Source organism: Adlercreutzia sp. ZJ176 (genome assembly GCF_011038975.1).
Lineage (GTDB): Bacteria > Actinomycetota > Coriobacteriia > Coriobacteriales > Eggerthellaceae > CAAEEV01.
Map to the genome: position 1 here is coordinate 120,074 of NZ_JAAKEC010000001.1, position 18,589 is coordinate 138,662.

An 18,589-nucleotide genomic window follows, 5' to 3' on the forward strand; every position below is an offset into this window, starting at 1 on the left:
TCCTTACCCGCGGAGCCCCGCCAGAAGCTCCTTGAGCAGGGCCGCCTTCTCCGTCGTGTCGATCTCGATCTGCTGCACGTCCCTCATGTGGTCGGGATGAACCGGGGTCGTCGCGTCGATCATCACGCGACCCGAGACGCCGACGGGGTCGTTGCTGGGATCGAGGCCCATTCCGATGTCGTAAGGCGCGATGATGATGTCCTTGTCGGGGCGAACCCTAAACGCCATCTTGGTGAACACCTGCTCGTAGTCGAAGGGGTCCACCCAAGGGTCGACCACGATGATGATCTTGCCGTGGCCGAGGCCGGCCGAGGACGACGCCGCGTTGTACGCGACGGCCTTCGCGAAGTTCCCGAAGCGGTTCTTCGCCGCGATGATGAGCACCATGCCGTGGGCGACCATGGCGTTCACGGCGACGATCTCGTTCGGCATGCGCTCGCGGATGGCCTCCGTGTTGGAGATGCACGTGATGAGGTTCGACATGCAGTTCCCCTCGGCATGGCCGTCGCCCAGGTACAGCTCCTCCCAGATGGGGTCCTTGCGATGCGTTATGCGCGTGATCTTCACGCGGCACTGGTTCCTGACGCCCGAGTAGGTACCGGGGAACTCGCCGAACGGCCCCTCGGGCTCACGCACCCCGCACAGGACCTCGCCCTCGAGCACGTACTCGCTGTAGGCGGGCACCGGAAGCCCTGCGCTCGTCTTCGCCAGCTTCAGCATGGAGCCCTGCAGGCCTGCGGCATACTTGAACTCGGACTGGTCCGGGTTCAGCGGGATGCAGGCAAGGGACGACACGGCGGGCGGCGCGCCGACGCATATCGCGATGGGCATGTTCTCGCCGGCAGCCTCGTACTTGCGCAGATGCGAGGCCCCGTCGTGGTCGAACATCACCTGGAGGCCGCACATGTTGCGCTCTTGGACCTGGACGCGGTACATGCCGATGTTCGTCAGGTCGAGGTTCTCGGGATCATCGCGGTCAACCGTCACGATCGCCGGCTTCGCGATGTAGAACCCTCCGTCGCCGACGTTCGAGCGGAACACGGGGAAGTCGTACAAGTTGACGTCGTCGCCCTCGATGACCTCTTCCTGGCAAGGAGCGTTGTCGATGAACTTCACGCGACCGCGGCTGCACTTCGGCCAGCGCTTCTCCATGATCTTGTACTTCTCATAGACCGTCGTGTTCTCGTCGACGTCGAAGGCCGTCGCCCAGTTCTTCCAGCTGGCCAGCGTGTTCATCACCATGCGCTGACCCTTGAAGCCCCTCATGTTCTCGAACACGAGCGCCGGCCCCGCTTCGGGGTCAGCCAGCGCCGCCTTCGCGAACTGCGCCGCATCCGGCTCGACGTCAATCTCGTCGCAGACGTGCACGACCTGGTTCTTCGCCTCAAGCGCCTGGATGAGCCCGCGCAAGTCGACTATTCCCATATGCAACCTCCTTTGTCGCCTGTGGTATCTGGGAGACAAGCTGCCTCCGACATGCTGCCGTGCAGAGAGGCGGAGGCATGGCGAAAGCGGCCCGCCGATCGTTGAGCTTGTCACTCATCAATCGGAAGACGCTGCGACGCTGCCCGCTCCGCACGCAACCCAAGTTAAAGCCCCGTCGCTTGGGCCGCATCGTGCATCTTGCTCGAAATGCCCGCAAACGCCATGGCGTAAAACACCTGATTTATCATGCTATGCCTTTGACCTGGTCATTTGGGAGATCGGACCCCCTCGCGAAGAGGCCTCTTCCCGTTTATAATAAGTAATGGCGCGCATTCCGCGCCCCCTCAGGCTTCACGCCTTGACGCTTGACAACATCCAGAAGACATCCGTCACCCATTAACCGCCTGCCTCGTTGACGGTTTCTTCACCTATGACATAGAGCGTCGGGGGACGCAAGGTCTCGCGGCTCTCGATGCTTAGCATAATGAGCTCATGCGCACGCAAAAAAAAGGGGGGGGGGAGCGAGCATGAGAACAAACGAACAGCGCTTGAATCCGCCCGAGGAAAGGACGGCAGGGCCAAGGCTCTCTTTCTGCCTTGTCGGATTCGGCTTCTACCAAGCTTGGTTCGCGATGCTGCACAAGACGGCTATCCTGACTCCGCTCTCGGGACTTGACGGCGCGCCTTTCATCACGCTTCGCTTAGTCGGGATCATCTGCCAAACGATCGTCATCCTCGCCCTGTACCTCCTCTTCAGGAAAGCCGCTGCGTCTCCCGAAGACGGCCAGAGGCTCTGCCTCCTCGGAAGCCTGCTCGGCGTGCTCTCCACGCTGCTCATCGCAGCTGGCGGCAACCTGAGCGGCATTCTCGGAACGGCGGCGAGCGTCCTCGGCTGGCTGGCATGGGGCGTTGCCAGCGCGCTGATCATATTCCTCTGGATGAGGATCTACTGCGTCGCGAACACGCAGGAGCTCTGCCTGTACCTCTCCGGCTCGCTGCTCATCAGCGCAGCCGTCGTCTTTCTGCTCTGCAACCTGCCCGCCGTCATCGCCATCACCATCGCGCCCGCCCTTCCCCTAGGCGCGGCAGCCCTCTCCGTCCAAGCCGACCGAAGCCTCGGCCGCAGCGAGACGGCCTCCCAGACGCACGACGCCGCGAGCGAGGGCAAGACCATCGCCAAGAACGCCCTGGGCCTCTTCGCAGCCATCGCAATCTACGCGTTGATCGACTATGCGCTGGTCGAGCCCTTGGAGACGCGCCGTGGCTTGGGAATCGAGTCAAGCGGGGGCTTCATGCTCCTCGCCCCCGGCATCGTAGGGACGGCGCTCTTCGCGTTCTCGTGGCTCTCCTCCAGCAGGGCGTCCTACATCAAGCTCTACCGGTTCATCCTCCCGACCATAGCCCTCTCCCTGTTCATCTTCCCGTTCGCCTCGGGCTCGTCCCTCATCGCAGCCGGGCTCATAGGGACGCTCGGGTTCCAGTGCTTCAACATCATATCGATCATGCTCATCGCCGCCGTGGCGCAGCGAAACGGGCAGTCCACGTTCGGCTCGCTGCTGCTCGGACGCCTCTTCCAGAACGTCGGCATGGCGGCAGGCGGCGTCATGGGAGGCCTTCTGGCCGCGTTCGAGCTGTTCAAGGACAAGGACCTCTTCGCGTTCCTCTGCCTCGGCTCCGCCCTGGCGTTCATCGTCATCACCTCGACGCTTCTGCGCGAGGAGGTCCTGTTCGGATACAGGATCGACCTGGACCAAGGCGAAGAGGGCGCGAAGGGCGCGCCCGCCGACGCTCCCCGGGAAACCGTCGTCCTCCCCTCGTCGGAGGAGATCTTCCAGGAGAAGGTCCGGCGAGTCGCCACCCGCTACAAGCTGACGGCACGCGAGACTGAGGTCTTCTTCCTACTTGCGAAGGGGCGGTCGAACAAGCTGATCCAAGAGAGGCTCGTCATATCTCCCCACACCGTCGACTCCCACATCTCCCACATCTACCGCAAGTGCGGGGTTCACTCTCGCCAGGAGATCATGGACTTCATCGAGCAGGAGCACATCGAGGTACAGGAGCTCGTCGCGACGAAGGACCAGCCGCCGGTGCTCTGACCGCCCGGCCGCGCGCCGAAGGCCTAGGGCCCAAGGCACGTAAAATCAAGGCGCGCAAAAAAGGGCGATGCGCAGCTCGGCGCATCGCCCTCCCCCCAACGAGCCTCAAAGGCCGGCGAGAACTACCTCTTGAGAACTACCTCTTGCCGTAGTTCCCCTTGCCCTGACCGCGAATCTTCTTGAGGTGCTCGAGGAACTGCTCGCCCTTCATGAGCTTCGCATGGTCGTACTTCTCGTAGTGAACGAGGTCCTCGAGGGGGAAGCGCCGCGGCGGACCGGGCTGGTACGCGCGATGCCCCACGGGAACCATGGTGTACAGGCGAACCGGCTCCGGGATGTCCAGCACCTTCCGGTATCCGTCTTGGGAGTTCGTGTCGATGCGCGCGGAGCTGAGCCCCAGGGACGCGGCTGCGAGCTGCGTGAGCATGGACACGTGGCCCATGGAGCACGACAGGACGCTCACGCTTCCGTCCGCCAGGTTGGCGCGCGCCGACAGGACGGACCCGAACTGCTTGCGCGGGTCGTAGCAGATCGCGATCATGGCAGGGGCGTCAGCCCACCCCGTCGCACGCACCATCTGCTCCTCGATCTCCTCGGGCGGGTAGTTGAAGTAGGGATGCCGGTACTCCGGATCGCGCTGCTGCTCAAGCCAGTACGTGAACTGGTAGTCGTCGCTGACGTACACCTCGCGGAGCTTGCGCATGGTCTCCTTGTCCTTGATGATGATGAACTCCCACGGCTGGGAATTCGCACCGGACATCGCAAGGCGCGCTGCGTCAACGATCTTGAGCAGATCTTCGTCAGACACGGGCTCGTCGGTGAACTTGCGGATGCTTCGACGCCAGTTAAGCGTCTGCATGAGCGCATCATAGGTATGCGGAGTCTCAACAGGTTCCATATCTTTCCCTTTCCTTCCGTCGCCTTACGCAACGGATCTTGCCGTCAGGCGCGCGTCGAAGCGCGCCTGACTATGCCGACAACGTGCGAGCCGATAGGCGCCAGCTACAGAATGCCCACGCTGACGAGGAACGGCCACCACAGGTAGAACAGGATCGGCGTGGCGATCACCTTGCCGACCACGACGATGAGCTGGTACTTGATGTAGTCGCCCTGGGTGTAGCACCCGTAGTCCGCGCAGACGAGCGGGGCGGGCGCATGGTAGTACATGACCGTCGGCTGCATGTACCCCTGGAGAAGAGCCGCGTACACGGGGGGCAGGCCCAGACCGGACGCGATGGGGAACATGAACGGGACGAACAGCAGCGGCGAGCCGATCGCGAGGCCGAGCCAAGCGGTGATCTGGGCAAGCAGCCACAGGAAGATGACGAAGCCGAGCGAGCCGCTGAAGAACGGCATCATGCTGTTGAACAGCGTCGTGAACGCCTCGTTCATCCCGACGGCCTCCATCATGCTCGGGATGCCGAGGACGGCGCCCACGAACAGGATGATGGGCCAGTTGATCTTCTTGATCGTGTCGCGGAACTCGAGGCAGCCGATGCGCGGCAGCATGGCGACGATGGCCACGCCGAGGGCCGTGATGGCAACGTGGATGTGCGTGAAGGCGTTGGTCACCCACAGGACGAGCGCCACGAGGAAGAGGATGCAAGCCTTCTTCTCGTCAGCGCTGAACTTGCCCATGTCCTTGAGCTGTCGGATGATCTCCTCGCGACCGCCCTCGATGGTGGTCTTCTCAGGCTTCAGGAACACCTTGTAGGAGACGAGCACGATCACGGAGACGATGATGGTGTCCGGGAGGATCGCCAGGAACCAGCCGAGCCAGCTGATGCCGATGCCCGCGTCTTCGAGGCAGCCGAGCAGAACCAGGTTGTGCGAAGACCCCGACATCGACTCGTTGCCGCAGAGCAGCACGAAGATCGGAACCGTCAGCATGAGCATCTTGGCCACGTTGCTCTTCTCGTCCACGCCGTACAGCTTGATGAGCGGGTAGACCTGCGCGCCGAGGAGCAGGGACAGCACCGTGCCGGAAGGCACGACGAGCGTGAGCAGGAACGCCAGCACGATGACGCAGATGACGACCTTCCAGATGCTGAGCGACTTGCCGCCGAAGAGCTTGACGATGGTCAGGGTGATCCTCTTGTCGAGGCCCGACGTGGCGATCATGCGCCCGATGATCAGGCCGCCGACCAAGAACCAGGTCGTCGAGGACTGGAAGCCGCTCACGCCCACTTGCAGCTTCACGATGCCCAGGATGACGGGCAAGAACATCATCAGCATGCCCGTCAGCTCGGCGGGGATGGGGTTGAAGATCCAGAAGATCAGGCAGAGCGCGAACACGGCGAGCATGTGCATGCCGTTCGCCTCGAGGCCCAGCACCGGCGGCGCGAACCAGACGGCGATGAGAACGACGATGCCGAGCACGAACCCGAAGATCTCAAACGGCGTGCTCAGGGGCTTCTTCTTCGGACGCCCTCCCGGCCCTCCTCCACCAGGCTTTCCGGGACCTTTTCCAGAAGGGGCCGCGGCCTCCTTCGGCTTCTCCTGCGCTGGCAGCGCAGTTGCTGGAGCAGCAGTCGCTGTCGCAGCAGAGCTCTCGTCCTTCATTTTCCCTCCTTTTCCTTAGGTTGAAAGCGAGTCGCTACATCGATTGGCCTCAAGGGAAAGCTCGGATGAGGGCGCGCCAGGCCCAAGCACCGCGACCATCCTCCCCTCCCCCAGGAAAACCAACCGCACCTTGAACTCTAGGAAATGCGAAGGGGCGCTCCATCACCCGAATGCCCTGATACCTCGAAGAGGCGCCCATGAAGTTGGCGCACTTCCCCCATGAGGCGCCGCGAAGCGGACATCAGGTGCAATCCCCCATCTGTTTCAGGTGCCGTCAGTGATGATCCACGGCGGGCAATGAGTTATTTTGCATGCGTCATGCGGACGCCAAGCCGTCGAGCGCAGGCGCCCGCAGCGACCCGCAGCGTCTTCTCAGAAGGAGGCTCCCATGAAAGAGCATTGGAACAGCGGGGCGGACTGCCCGGGCAAAGACGTTCTCGAGGAAGCGATCCGAGGCAGGGTGACCGCCAACCGCAAGAACAGCGTGAAGTACATCGCCGCCACCTTCATCTTCGCCGCCGTGCTCTGCGCGCTCTCCGGCGAAAGCTACGCCCTGCTGGCCGCCGCCGCGTTCTCCATCGCGATCGTCCTCGTCATGACGTCTCGCGACAAGCGCTGCCTCGAGGTGTCGAGCAGCATCGCCGACGGGGACTTCCAATGGGTCGTCGGGAAGCTCGAGAACAAGTACCGCCGCGACCTTCTCGACATCAGCTCCTCCACTCCCGCCTACCAGATCCGGTGCAGAGGGCAGTGGATCGAGTCGGACGTCACCACGTACATGGACTGCAAGGTTGGCGAGCGCATCATCCTCGTCACCACGGACGAGCAGACCATCGGAGTCCCCTTCCCTGAGACCCTGAAGCTCAAGTGCGGGGAGCTTCTGCCCCGGCAGGCGTGAGCGCTCTTCTTCGATGATGCGCCTTTAAGTCTCTGACCTGGTGTTTCTTTGCCCATGCACCACCTTTGAAGCGCCATATCAGGTGTTTTCCACGATGCGCGCCCAGGCGGTTTGGCGGCTTACCGCTGATGCGCTCACGAGCCCTGGCTCCTATTCTTGGGTCGAGGATCTTCGCTTGAAGCCGACGGATCTGCATGTTCGCGAAAGACAGGTGCCGGCCGGAAGCCTTCGGTCGGCGCTCTTCAGGCCCTCGCAACGTGCGGAGCGAAAACCTCCTTGCCACGAAGCGCGGCGGCTGATCCTCGAGAGAATCCTGAGAGAAAGGAGAGGTCTGTAATGTCTGGAAGGCCATTGACCAAGAAGGAAGACATCATTCAGGTTCCTCACGTGCACAAGGAGCACCAGTGGCAGGAGGGCGACCTCACCGTCACGCGCGGCAGCGGCTGGTCGGGCCCCGGCTGCCATGACGGCTGCGGCGTGCTCATGTACACCGACAAGGACGGCAAGCTCGTCAAGGTCGAGGGCGACCCCGAGAACCCCTACAACCAGGGCCGCCTCTGCGTCCGATGCCTGAACCTTCCCGAGGTCGTCAACAGCGAGTACCGCCTGAAGTACCCCATGAAGCGCGCCCGCGACCAGCGCGGCAACCCCGACGCGTGGGAGCGCATCAGCTGGGACGAGGCCATCGACATCGTGGTCACCAAGCTGACCGAGATCAAGGAGACCTACGGGCCCGAGACCGTGTGCTTCTACCAGGGCACCGGCCGCGACATCAGCGCCTACCTCACCCGCATCTGCTACGCCTACGGCAGCTCGAACTACTGCTACGCGCTCGACGGCCAGTCCTGCTGGATCCCGCGCATGGCCGCCGGCTTCGCCACCGCGGGCGGCTTCTACGTCATGGACTGCTCCCAGCAGTTCCCCGACCGCTACGAGAACCCCGAGTGGCGCAGGCCCGAGACCGTCATCCTGTGGGGCAACAACCCCGTCGTCGCGAACGCCGACGGCTTCTACGGCCACTGGTTCACCGACATCCTCAAGCGCGGGAGCAAGCTCATCGTGGTCGACCCGCGCATCACGTGGCTCGCGACCAAGGCGGACATCGTCCTGCAGATCCGCCCCGAGACCGACGCGGCGCTCGCCCTCGGCATGCTCAACGTGATCATCAACGAGGACCTCTACGACCATGACTTCGTCGACCGCTGGACCTACGGCTTCGAGGCCCTGCGCGAGCGCGTCCAGGAGTACCCCGTCGACAAGGTGGCCGAGATCTGCTGGGTCGACCCCGAGAAGATCCGCGCCGCCGCCCGCATGTTCGCGACCAACGGCCCCGGCGCCATCCAGATGGGCTTGGCCATCGACATGTCCCGCGTGGGCATCCCCGCCGCGCACGCCGTCAGCGCCATCTACCAGATCTGCGGCTACGTGGACATCCCCGGCGGCATGACCCCCGTCGTCACCTTCCTGCTCCCCGACCAGTCCTCCGGCAACGAGTGGGTCACCGAGAAGGCCGCCAAGGCCCGCCTGGGCATCGACAAGTACCCGCTGCTCTCGTTCGGCGTGCAGCTCGCCTCCACCGAGGAGGTGCTCAAGGCCATCGAGACGGGCATCCCCTACAAGCCGCGCGCCTGCTGGTTCATGCAGACCAACATCCTGACCTGCACCTCCGCCGAGCCCCAGCGCGTGAAGAAGGCCTACGAGACGGTCGACTTCATCCTCGCGAACGAGCTGTTCATGACGCCGTCGGTGCAGGCCCTGTGCGACCTGGTCCTCCCCGCGCAGACCTACCCCGAGCGCAACGGCATCGTCGCCGGCTGCGGCATGCAGCGCGCCGAGGCCATCAACAAGGCGTGCGACGCCATCGGCGAAAGCAAGTCCGACCCCGAGATCGTCCTCGAGATCGGCCGTCGCCTGAACCCCGCCGCGTTCCCGTGGGACACCGTCGAGGAGATGTTCGGCGCCATGTGCGTCGAGGGCGGCCGCGACCTGACCTTCAAGGACCTCCAGGAGGTCTCGCCCGGGTTCCTCCCCTTCACGTACAAGAAGCATGAGAAGGGCCTCATGCGCCCCGACGGCCAGCCGGGCTTCATGACCGCGACGGGACGCCTCGAGCTCTACTCGAACTTCTTCGAGCAGGCCTGCCGGATCAACCCCATGCCCTACTACGAGGAGCCGACCTTCTCGCCCATCTCCACCCCCGAGGAGTTCGAGAAGTACCCGCTGATCCTCATCACCGGCGCCCGCAACGCGGCCATGTTCCACTCGGAGCACCGGCATCCGGGCCGCCTGCGCGACATGAACCCCGACCCGCGCGTCGAGATCAACCCCGAGACCGCCGAGAAGTACGGCGTCAAGGACGGCGACTGGGTGTGGCTGGAGAACTCCATCGGCAAGGCCCAGAGCAAGGTGAAGGTCGTCCCCACCATCAAGCCCGGCATCCTGAGCGCCGACCACGCGTGGTGGCGCCCCGAGGGCGATCCCAACGACCTGTACGGCATCGAGAAGCTCAACATCAACAACCTTCTCGTCCACCATCCCGGCGACTCCGGGTTCGGCGCCGACTACAAGGCGCTTATCTGCAAGATCTACAAGCTCGAGGAAGGTGAGCAGCATGCCTAAGGGAATTTTGGTCGACTACGAGTGGTGCTCCGGCTGCCGCGCCTGCGAGATGGCGTGTCGCGTCGAGCACGACTTCCCGAAGGGGGAGAACGGCATCATGGTGGTCCAAGCCGGGCCCTACCAGGTCTCCGAGGGCGAGGACAACTGGGTGTGGATCAACATGCCGGTGTTCACCGACCAGTGCAACCTGTGCGCCGAGCGCCAAGGGAAGGGCAAGCTCCCCACCTGCGTGCACCACTGCCAGGCGGCGATCATGAAGTACGGCGAGCTCGACGAGCTGCAGGCCGATCTTGCCGCCAAGCCCAAGCAGGTCCTCTACTCGCTCAGGTAGCTGTTCTGGTAGCAGGGGCCCCTTCTCACTCGAGCAGCCGCTCGGGCAGCAGAGGTCCCCTGCTCGCTCAGGCAGCATCAGCCGAGCGTTGAGGAGCAGGCGGTCGCCCATCCCCTCCCTTGTCGAGCTTCCGCCTGCTTTTCGCAAACAGCGCCCGCCCGCGCTCAGCGCCGGCGGGCGCTTTGCCAACTAGTCGGCGATTTTGTAGGTGCGGCTGACACTCTGCCCTTCGGCCACCACGATTCCCTTGTCGGCAAGTCGCCTGAGAACGTCACCGAGCGTCCTGCGCTTCATGCCCAACCCCTCGACTATCGCCGCCGCACCTGTTTCGCCGTGTCCGATAAGGTATTTGCACACAGCACGCTCGCTCTTGCCGAGCGCACCCCACGAGATCCTGTCGCCACAGCCGCCTTCCCTGTCTTGCTGACGGATTGCTGGCGGATTGCTGGCGAGCTTTCCGCTCGCTTCGCCAGCTCGAATTCTCAAGAACTCCTCGTTGATGCAGGCGGCGGCCATGGTGTAGTCATCGGTTTCGTTGTCCGGCGTGAATACAAGTGGGGGCGAACCGTTTGCTGCCATCGCGCGCTTCGCGCGGCGTATGCCCGATCCGTACGACTCAACGAGATCGAGGGCAAAGAACATATCCCTTATCTCGGGGCTCAGGTAGCCGCGACTGTCGAAGTCCTCGCGCTCGTTCAAGTCCCGTATGGTTACCGGCGGCAGCGGGCGGTTGTAGTTGACGAACGTCATCTTGTCGGGATATTTTATAAAGATAAGCAGCAAACGCGCACGGTACCGCCCGATTGATTGCTAGCGCCAATCGGACTTGTTTCTCACCGTGACCAGAAAAGGAATCACAAGAGACCTGAGCAAAACTGCACTTGAGATGGGCATTGATGAGCACTCATGTGTCTGGCACTTACCAGCTCTCGGCTACTCGATTACGTGCCAATGTCCCGACTTGTTCGATCCTACGCGCTCAATGGCCCCTGCCTTCTTCAGCGCCGCCACGGCTCTGTCAATGCTGCTTTCGCTGACGTCGAGAAGGGTTGCCAGGCGTGCCTTCGTAATGTTCGGATCGCTCCTCATAGCTGAGAGCACACGATCATGGAGCTTTTCTTTTGCAGATGGAGAGAGCTTTTGGGCTGACACGGGGCCCTTTTCATCCACGTTCCCATTCACCCTGGTAAACGGTATCGTCACCACAATGGAAGTCTCCCGGAATTCGAAGGACGACCGGCCGCAGCGCTCGACGATCCTGGGGACGCCACGTCCTGTTTTTTCGCTGATATGGAGTTGAAGGAAGATTTCCGAGAGCTTTCTATTCACTGGTACGGACTCGCCTGCAAAGAACCCACGCATGGTCTGACGCGGTGGCAACGTGCCGCGCGAGAGGATTTCGATACGGTCGGAGAACACCGTCACCATGGGCTCGTTGCCATCAACCCATGCGTTGTGCACGAATGCGTTGACGAGCGCCTCGCGAAAGGCCTCCTCATCAAAAAGGGGGATGTCCTTGCGCTCGACCACCCGATCCCGTTCGTCAGCCTGCATAACGTTCACCACATCTCCGTAGCGAAGTATCTCGTCGAGAGAGTAGAACAGACACTGATGCCCAAACTCTCGTATTGAGTACATATTGCTGGTCTTATCCTTGCCAGTGAAGATAGCGACACGTATGGGCATACCTGAATCGTCGGATAGAAGTTGCGCCAGGAGATTGTAACGTCCGTCATTCATTCGCAACCCCAGGTTGGTCTCGAACGTCTCCGGATTGAGCTTGACTCCCTTGGCGGCGTAATACACCAGAAGCTGGCTGAACGAGAGATTCTGGCGTTCGGACGGGGTGTTTTCGACGGTAGGGACTCCATGTGCAAGAACGCCGAACAAAGCAGCCTCTCGCTGAGGATACCTGCGAAGATTCTCTTTGCTGGATCCTATGCGGATAAAGCGGCTGCCATTAAACGCCGTTGGAGCGATTCGCGCACAGCCAATTCGGAGAACGACCACTCTTTTTCCGCCAACGTCTCCCTCGAAGAAGTCAAAATCCGCACTTGGCTCAAGTTGTCTCGCAAGAAAATGCTTCAATGGCTCTTGGTTGACTTCGCAATCGGGGTCGAAGCTAGTTCCCACCAACTCGTGGCCTTCCTCGTCGCTCACGCCCCATACGAAGTATCCGTGTTTGCGACCAAGCATGGCAGCGCTGTTTGAAATGGCGGAGACGTACTCGCCAAGTTGCGCAGGCTGCAGCCAATTCTCCTTGAATTCGAACCATTCTTTTTCAAAGCTGTAGGACCGAAGCTCGCTTACGAGCGCTGCTAAATCCATACTTATCACCCCATTTATCACTTCATGATTTTAGCATTGAAGTGATAAATGGGGTGATAAGTATGGCCAACAACAGATTTCGTAGTCCCAATAATGGCTTCTTAGGCGAAGCATGGCAATTTGAGACCATACCCGACATCTAGCAGTCTCGCACCTTCCACTACCCCGCATTCATCCGCTACCCATTGCCTCTGGCCGCCTTCTCTACCCAGAGTTGCAAGGCTTCAACAGATATTGACAACTGCTCGAGCTGCTCCTGTATCTTTACGAACTCGGCCTGCTCGGATTCGTCTATGTTTCCATCCGCCGCTATGGCGATAAGTCTATCCTTCATTGCGTTTACGTTGTTCAGCGTTGCGATCATCCCAAGAACAATACTGGGCAACTCCCTTGTGTCAACTTGAGGAACATACCGCTGCCCAATGCGGCATTGACCAGAGCAGTAAGCATTGCAAAGAGAAGGTTCACCATATTTGTCGGCAAATTGGAGGATATCATCGGGCGTTGCGGCTATACGTCCATTTTCAATCCCTTCGAGCCTGTCTTCAGTAATTCCATCTAATAACTCTGCGGCCTTTGCACGCGAAAGGCCGAGTTCCTCGCGTTTAATCTGATAAGGCGTTTTATTTAGCTTGGTTGACTTTCTTGGCATAACGTTCTCTATCCTGGGACTCTCGCAGTAAAACCCGTGCTTATTCCTGCAGCATAGACCCTAATCACGCTCTCCTACAACTAAGAAAATATACATCATCAAGGAAATAGCGGCGACACAAAGGAGGTGATCGACGCGGATGCTTCGACGCGTATTTCCCGCTTGAGGCTTATGTCGCTCATCAAAGCACATCCTGACTTCGCTAAAGACATAGGCATTAAAGCGCATTTGGCGCCTGCGCCTATCTTTAGACAAATTGGGCCTGAGTTAAATGGTGCGTTGGCAGCAACCACTGTGGGCAAAGAACGAAAATCGGCAAGGTTTGCAGTTCTTAAACGAAAGGAAGAGCAATGATCAGAAGAATTCGCAGCGACTGCAGGATAGGCACCCTGGAGAGAAAGCTTGGCCTTGGAGCCGGAGCTTTTCGCCACAAGAACGGTCGCGATATCAGGAGCGACATGAAGTTGAGCACGCTGCGTAAGATGACGAAAGGAAAGTGAGGAGTGCAATGAGCGCAAGGTTTCCCGGCACTGACTGGTGGTACGACCGCTGCGATGCCTACCTGAATGATCAAGACAATTTTGATGACCACCATTATGTCTGGCGCTGTATCGAATGCGGCCATAAAAACAGCATCTCGTCGGACAACATCTACGATTCCGAAGATGACTTCCGAAGCGGCTTTGAGGAAGATGACTGTTAAACGGCGGCGACAAGGAAGTCTCTGACGAGGGCATCTCTGTGCCCTCGATCTTCTGACAGCGACGCCCACTCTAACCGCAAGCGCTTTAGTGCGGGAACCGTCAGTCACCTTGAGCGGCTATTGCTTGAACTTTCCAGCACCTACTGAACAAGCTAGGCCGGCAAAAGAGCAGTTGCCGCGTTTATGCACGATATCGGCTTCCAACGTTGCGGAACGCGTAATCAATGCCATTCCCGCGAAGTGCCCACCTGCTCTTTTTCGGAGACGATCTCCTCGACCCTCTTGGTAAACGGAGCGAGGTCATCCGAGAGAACAGAGCCGATCATGGTCCAATTTGTGCCCTCGTAGTTGTGGGCAAGACGATGCCTCAAGCCAGCCACACTTGACCACGGCTGATCTGGATAGTCCTGAACGAACTCGGCTGACAAGCAGTTCACCTGCTCACCTATGTTGAAAAGAGGTGTCGCAACCAGCCACTGTTGTTTGAAATTAGCAGCCAGCGTTTCGGCCGTGATACCTTCTTCCTCAACAACCTCGAGCAGTTGATTGCCCATCTCCACTATGCGGCGGAGACGATAGAGATCGGTCTTCATGACAGCGGCACCGCCTCTGCCATGACGGCTTCGCGGAACGGCCCTTCTTTGAGCTCGGAGATCTCATAGACGTCAACGCGCTTGCCTGAGGCGCGATGAAGTTCCTCGGCAACTCCGAAGATATTGAGCGCCTTAAAGCCTTCGCCGCCTTCGAGAAGCACGTCAATGTCCGAACCCTCATTGGCTTCGCCGCGAGCGTATGAGCCAAACAGGCTCGCCGAGGCCATGTCGTACTTGCTCAGCAGAGGCACGATCATGTCACGAAGCTCATCGTGCGTGTAGATCTTGCGAGTCATCTCGGCACCTCCTCAAGCTGCGTCTCCAGGCGCATCATATCATAGCTTTATCGTCCTGCCCGCTCTGAAAGAAGTCGACGAAACGATCGTGCTACAATGAGGTAATACCGAATAGGACTACCGCAGATAGGGCTAACATTGGACAGGGTGTTCGTGCTGGATAGGGTGACGGAGCGCCATCCCGAGCTGACGAAGGAGGACGCCGCCCATGCCTGGGAGTTCTGCATCAGGAGCATGCCGAGGCTCGGCAAGGAACCGGAAGAGCACGTCGGCATCGGATACGACGCAAGCGGGCGACTTGTCGAGGTCGTGGCCATCAGGAGCAACGCGGGCGATTGGCTGATAAAGCACGCGCAGACACCGCCGCAGGAGTCGATAAAGCGCGAGCTTGGCCTCGGAAGGAGGAAGGCATGAGCGACAGGGATCTGTGCGAGATGTTCGGCACCACGCTTGAGGAGGTGGAGGCCGACGCAGAGAAGCACGAGAGCGGGGATTTCTCGAGCTTCGATTTCGGCAAGCCGATCGACGGGAGGCCGACCGCGAAGATGAGGACGACCTCGCTGAAGCTCTACGACTTCCAGCTCAAGGCGATAGACAAAGCCGCGGAGAAAGAGGGCGTCTCGCGCTCGGAGTTCGTGCGCCGCGCGATAGACAACGAGCTCGTGGCCCTGGCGTAACGCCCGAACACCCGCCGGCGCTGGTGGTGCAGGCGAGCGGTTGAGGGCCGCTGCGCAAAAAGGCGCCTGCCGCGGGGATGCGGCAGGCGCCTTCGAGATACGCGTCAGGCGGCTGAGGCCGCCAGGCTTGTCGGGTTCGCCAAGCTCGCCGGTCTTACCAGGCTTGCCAAACTTGCCGGACCCGCCAAGTTCACCGAACTTGCTTCGCTTACAGCGCGAACTCCTTCTCGCCGTTGAAGACCGCGAGGGCGTCCTCGACGCTGTAGTCGGCCAGCGTGATGGCGCTGATGGCCTTGGTCAGGCGCACGGCCTCGTCGAGCGAGCGCTGGTGGATGTTGCGGCCGGTGGCGTTGCCGCAGGCGCCGCCCACGTGGATCTGGTCGTGCAGCTGGGTGAGGAACGTCTCGGCGTCAACGGTGGAGCCGCCGGCGCACACCAGGCCGGTGCGACCGGAAGCCATCGACGCGATCTTGAGCGCCTCGGCCGGGGTGCGGCCGTCCTCGGGCTTCGGCGGGTTCACCTTCACGAAGTCGGCGCCCAGGCACAGCGCCACGCCCGCGGCGCCGGCGATGAGGTCCGGGTCCTTCTCAGCGGTGACGGCCTTGCCGCGCGGATAGATCCACAGCACCACGAGCAGGCCGTTCGCATGCGCCTGCGCGATGAGCTCGCCCGCCTCGGCCATCATGGTGGACTCGTACTCGCTGCCCAGGTAGATGGTGTAGCCGAGGCCCACGATGTTCACGCCCGCCTCGCGCATGGCAAGCACGGGCTCGAGGTCGGTGAGCTGCGGGGAGTACGGGTCCTCCTGCTTGGTGCCCACCAGGTTGGTCTTGGAGTTCATCTTGACCAGGTAGTTGATCTCGGGATAGTCAGCCGCGTAGCGCGCGATGAGGCCGCGCTGGCCGGCCAGCACGCCGCAGACGCCCTGGCTGCCGATCTTGAACAGATGCTCGGGCTCGGCGTCGGCGATGTCAATGCCCTCGCCGTAGAAGTCCTTGTTCAGGTGCTCGATCTTCTGATCGCAGGCGAACAGCATCAGGCGGCCCGTCTCGCGCGTGGCCTTCATGTAGTTGTCGACGTACACCTCACGCATGTCCGGCATGACGTCGGCCGGCACCTTCACCTGATCACGGGTGATCTTCGGCATGGGTTTCCTCCTTAAGGTTGGCTGTGCACGGAAGCGCCTCGCGCTTCCCAAACGTTCTTCTATTGTACCGAAAAGGAGCCGCCTGAGTGACGGCAGCGCGACGGCATCAGGGCGAAAGACCGGTTTTCCGGCTTATTTTCGCGACTCGTAGTCACGTGGGTCGAGCTTGTCGAGCTCGCCCGTGCCCTCGGGCACCACCGCGCGGCGCTCGAGCAGCTTTATGATGCGGTTGTAGCCCAAGATGCCCGCCACGGCCACCAGCGCGGCGACGGCGAATATGATGGCGCTCTGCAGGTAGTCGCCCTGCACAATGCCCGCCGCCGCGTACGTCGACACCACGATGCCCGGGATGCGCGCGATGTTCGACAGCAGCAGGAACGCCCGCATGCGCATGTCGGTGAGGGGCACCAGGTAGGTGAACACGTCCTTGGGCAGCCCCGGGATGAGGAACAGGATGAACACCACCATGTTCAGCTTGCCCGACGCCTCGAAGCGGCGGAACTTGTCGAGGAACTTGGTGGGCACCATGCCCTGCACGAACGGGGCGCCGAGCTTGTGGACGAGCACGAAGATGAACGCGCTCGAGAACACGCAGCCCACGAGCACCACGGCAGCGCCGCCCCACGGGCCGTACAGCATGCCGGCCGCGATCTGCACCACCTCGCCGGGAATGAAGGCCACCACGATCTGCAGGAACTGGATGGCCAGCAGGATGGCCACGCCCGCGGGCCCGGCGTGCTGCACCTTCTCCATGACGCGGTCGAGGCCGCCCGGCTCGAATATCTCGTGGACGTAAGGCCAGATCAGCACGCACACGCCGCACATGAGCACGAAGAACGTCACCAGCCCCGCGAACTTGAAGATGTCGGCGGCGCTCATGACGTGGCCGTGGACGACCTTCTCCTCGTGCGCCTTGTCCTTCAGCGCGTCGATGCGCGGGTGCTCGCGGTCGTGGTTGCGGCCGTGCACGGGCGCGCCTGCGGCCTGCCCTGCGGGCTCTTCGCTACTCTTTTCGCGCTTTGTCATATTCCTCCTTGAAGGCGGAGAACATGCCGCCTGCTTTCCTCAGGTGCGATCCCACCGCCTGCACCGCGCCCTCGGCCCCCGCGCTCGCGCGCGAGCCGGCGGCGGCAGCCGCGCTTGCCCGTGGCGGCTTGCCCGCCTCGATGACGACGTCGTCGGCGAAGTCGAACGCCTCGCCTAAGAGGCTCGGGTCGCTGATGACGTTTCCGTCCTCGTCGACGAACACCACCTCGTTGCCGTCCTCGTCGACGAACACGTACTCGACGTCCTCGTCCGCCTTCGATGCTGCCGCGGCCGCCTCACGAGAAGATGACGGGAGGCTTGCGGATTCGTCAGGTTCGCCAAGCTCGCCCGACGCTCCCGACGCGCGCGCCTTGCCCGAGGCGCGGGCGAACTCGTCCTTGAAGTCGGAGAACATGTGCGTCGCGCGCTTGAGCTGGCGGCCCGTGGCGTACGCGCCCTTCGTGGCCGCCTCGCCCGCAGCCGCCTTCGCCTCGTCGATCTTCGGCTTGGCCGCGTCAACGGCCGCGCGCGCCTTGTCGCCCGCCACCGCCGTGGCCTCCCCCGCCTTCTCGGCGAGACCGCCCTCCACGGGCAGGTCCTTCACGGCGTCGTCCACCAGGATGGCACCGCGCACCACGTCCTCGCCCGCCTCCTGGTCAGACACGGAGAGCTCGGCCCCCATGCCGTAGCGGAAGCCGCGGATCAGGCTGGCGGGCACGTGGCGCATGCCGAGAAGCGCGTTGGCCGTGGCGCCCTGCGTCACGTCGAGCGTGACGATGGCGCCCGTGTCGGCGTCGTAGGTGATCGAGCCCACGAGCCCGAAGGCGGTGCCGTCCTGGCACATCACGGGCAGGCCCACCCACAGCACGCACTCGTCCCAGTCCACGCCGAGCGCGTTGCACGCACCCTTGTCGGTGGCGGAGGGGTCGTCATGCACGAGGATGGCGCCGTCGAGCAGCTCATAGCCGTTGTACGCCACGAACAGGTCCTTCCGGCGGAACATGAGCGCGAGGTCGGGCCGCTTCACGATGAATCCCACGCAGCGCTTCTCCTGCGGGTGGAACACGCACGCGCGCACCTTTCCCATCCTCTTGGCGGCGTCGGGGTCCTTCTTCTTCGGCTTCTCGATCCAGACCCTCATGCCCACGAGGTCCTTGGTACAAATCAGTCGCTGCGTCACGAACTCGTCCTCACTACGAAAATGCGGTCAGGCCGGGGGTCGACCCCGTGCCTGAC

General features: G+C 61.8%; 20 protein-coding genes. 9 read left to right on the forward strand and 11 right to left on the reverse strand.

Annotation, left to right across the window (positions count from 1 at the left end; translation table 11 throughout):
- Positions 1 to 3 precede the first annotated feature (3 nt).
- The gene (locus G7Y50_RS00495; RefSeq protein WP_165047189.1) at positions 4 to 1,425 is read right to left on the reverse strand and encodes a UbiD family decarboxylase; all 1,422 of its coding nucleotides are present in this window, start codon (positions 1,423 to 1,425) and stop codon (positions 4 to 6) included.
- Between the two features lie 527 nt (positions 1,426 to 1,952).
- On the opposite strand from G7Y50_RS00495, the gene G7Y50_RS00500 reads away from it, so the two are divergent.
- The gene (locus tag G7Y50_RS00500) at positions 1,953 to 3,521 is read left to right on the forward strand and encodes a helix-turn-helix transcriptional regulator (RefSeq protein WP_165047191.1); all 1,569 of its coding nucleotides are present in this window, start codon (positions 1,953 to 1,955) and stop codon (positions 3,519 to 3,521) included.
- A 136-nt stretch (positions 3,522 to 3,657) separates the two neighbouring features.
- Here G7Y50_RS00500 and G7Y50_RS00505 read toward each other — a convergent pair whose 3' ends face one another.
- Entirely contained in the window at positions 3,658 to 4,419 is a 762-nt protein-coding gene (locus G7Y50_RS00505) for a nitroreductase family protein (RefSeq protein WP_165047193.1), read from the reverse strand.
- A gap of 104 nt (positions 4,420 to 4,523) precedes the next feature.
- Positions 4,524 to 6,083: an SLC13 family permease gene (locus G7Y50_RS00510; protein ID WP_165047195.1), complete on the reverse strand. Its 1,560-nt coding sequence runs from the start codon at positions 6,081 to 6,083 to the stop codon at positions 4,524 to 4,526.
- 388 nt (positions 6,084 to 6,471) lie between these two features.
- Here G7Y50_RS00510 and G7Y50_RS00515 point away from each other — a divergent pair, with 388 nt between their 5' ends.
- The 3 genes from G7Y50_RS00515 (at position 6,472) to G7Y50_RS00525 (ending at position 9,931) form a co-directional block, all read left to right on the forward strand.
- Complete coding sequence (locus G7Y50_RS00515) at positions 6,472 to 6,981, forward strand: hypothetical protein (protein WP_165047197.1); 510 nt, start codon at positions 6,472 to 6,474, stop codon at positions 6,979 to 6,981.
- A 336-nt stretch (positions 6,982 to 7,317) separates the two neighbouring features.
- Positions 7,318 to 9,600 carry a molybdopterin-dependent oxidoreductase gene (locus G7Y50_RS00520; protein ID WP_165047199.1) on the forward strand — a complete coding sequence of 761 codons (2,283 nt, stop codon included), beginning with the start codon at positions 7,318 to 7,320 and terminating at the stop codon, positions 9,598 to 9,600.
- Entirely contained in the window at positions 9,593 to 9,931 is a 339-nt protein-coding gene (locus G7Y50_RS00525) for a 4Fe-4S dicluster domain-containing protein (RefSeq protein ID WP_165047201.1), read from the forward strand. The genes G7Y50_RS00520 and G7Y50_RS00525 overlap by 8 nt, the downstream gene beginning before the upstream one ends.
- 189 nt (positions 9,932 to 10,120) lie before the next feature.
- Here the strand turns inward: G7Y50_RS00525 and G7Y50_RS00530 are convergent, their stop codons facing one another.
- The 3 genes from G7Y50_RS00530 to G7Y50_RS00540 all read right to left on the reverse strand — a co-directional run bounded on the left by G7Y50_RS00530 (position 10,121) and on the right by G7Y50_RS00540 (position 12,911).
- Positions 10,121 to 10,681, reverse strand: coding sequence for a hypothetical protein (locus tag G7Y50_RS00530; protein ID WP_165047203.1), 561 nt, complete (start codon positions 10,679 to 10,681; stop codon positions 10,121 to 10,123).
- 183 nt (positions 10,682 to 10,864) lie between these two features.
- Entirely contained in the window at positions 10,865 to 12,259 is a 1,395-nt protein-coding gene (locus tag G7Y50_RS00535; RefSeq protein ID WP_165047205.1) for an RNA-binding domain-containing protein, read from the reverse strand.
- Between the two features lie 178 nt (positions 12,260 to 12,437).
- Entirely contained in the window at positions 12,438 to 12,911 is a 474-nt protein-coding gene (locus tag G7Y50_RS00540) for a helix-turn-helix transcriptional regulator (protein WP_165047207.1), read from the reverse strand.
- A gap of 126 nt (positions 12,912 to 13,037) precedes the next feature.
- Here G7Y50_RS00540 and G7Y50_RS00545 point away from each other — a divergent pair, with 126 nt between their 5' ends.
- Genes G7Y50_RS00545 through G7Y50_RS00555 form a run of 3 tightly spaced genes read left to right on the forward strand, consistent with a single transcriptional unit; the run spans position 13,038 to position 13,614 of the window.
- Positions 13,038 to 13,265, forward strand: coding sequence for a hypothetical protein (locus G7Y50_RS00545; RefSeq protein WP_165047209.1), 228 nt, complete (start codon positions 13,038 to 13,040; stop codon positions 13,263 to 13,265).
- Positions 13,262 to 13,411 carry a hypothetical protein gene (locus tag G7Y50_RS00550; RefSeq protein WP_165047211.1) on the forward strand — a complete coding sequence of 50 codons (150 nt, stop codon included), beginning with the start codon at positions 13,262 to 13,264 and terminating at the stop codon, positions 13,409 to 13,411. The genes G7Y50_RS00545 and G7Y50_RS00550 overlap by 4 nt, the downstream gene beginning before the upstream one ends.
- 8 nt (positions 13,412 to 13,419) lie before the next feature.
- Entirely contained in the window at positions 13,420 to 13,614 is a 195-nt protein-coding gene (locus G7Y50_RS00555) for a Sec23/Sec24 zinc finger-containing protein (RefSeq protein ID WP_165047213.1), read from the forward strand.
- A 221-nt stretch (positions 13,615 to 13,835) separates the two neighbouring features.
- On the opposite strand, the gene G7Y50_RS00560 is transcribed toward G7Y50_RS00555, so the two are convergent.
- Positions 13,836 to 14,207, reverse strand: a complete 372-nt coding sequence (locus G7Y50_RS00560) for a DUF86 domain-containing protein (RefSeq protein WP_165047215.1) — start codon at positions 14,205 to 14,207, stop codon at positions 13,836 to 13,838.
- Positions 14,204 to 14,503 (reverse strand): nucleotidyltransferase family protein, encoded by a 300-nt coding sequence (locus G7Y50_RS00565; RefSeq protein WP_165047217.1) that lies wholly within the window; start codon positions 14,501 to 14,503, stop codon positions 14,204 to 14,206. The genes G7Y50_RS00560 and G7Y50_RS00565 overlap by 4 nt, the downstream gene beginning before the upstream one ends.
- Before the next feature lie 138 nt (positions 14,504 to 14,641).
- On the opposite strand from G7Y50_RS00565, the gene G7Y50_RS00570 reads away from it, so the two are divergent.
- Positions 14,642 to 14,917, forward strand: coding sequence for a hypothetical protein (locus G7Y50_RS00570; protein ID WP_165047219.1), 276 nt, complete (start codon positions 14,642 to 14,644; stop codon positions 14,915 to 14,917).
- The gene (locus tag G7Y50_RS00575; RefSeq protein ID WP_165047221.1) at positions 14,914 to 15,180 is read left to right on the forward strand and encodes a CopG family transcriptional regulator; all 267 of its coding nucleotides are present in this window, start codon (positions 14,914 to 14,916) and stop codon (positions 15,178 to 15,180) included. Before G7Y50_RS00570 ends, G7Y50_RS00575 begins: the two co-directional genes overlap by 4 nt.
- A 208-nt stretch (positions 15,181 to 15,388) precedes the next feature.
- Here G7Y50_RS00575 and G7Y50_RS00580 read toward each other — a convergent pair whose 3' ends face one another.
- The 3 genes from G7Y50_RS00580 to G7Y50_RS00590 all read right to left on the reverse strand — a co-directional run bounded on the left by G7Y50_RS00580 (position 15,389) and on the right by G7Y50_RS00590 (position 18,533).
- Positions 15,389 to 16,327 (reverse strand): aldolase, encoded by a 939-nt coding sequence (locus G7Y50_RS00580; RefSeq protein WP_165047223.1) that lies wholly within the window; start codon positions 16,325 to 16,327, stop codon positions 15,389 to 15,391.
- A gap of 132 nt (positions 16,328 to 16,459) precedes the next feature.
- Complete coding sequence (locus G7Y50_RS00585) at positions 16,460 to 17,353, reverse strand: TVP38/TMEM64 family protein (RefSeq protein ID WP_165047225.1); 894 nt, start codon at positions 17,351 to 17,353, stop codon at positions 16,460 to 16,462.
- Complete coding sequence (locus G7Y50_RS00590) at positions 17,331 to 18,533, reverse strand: PRC-barrel domain protein (RefSeq protein ID WP_165047227.1); 1,203 nt, start codon at positions 18,531 to 18,533, stop codon at positions 17,331 to 17,333. The genes G7Y50_RS00585 and G7Y50_RS00590 overlap by 23 nt, the downstream gene beginning before the upstream one ends.
- Positions 18,534 to 18,589 lie beyond the last annotated feature (56 nt).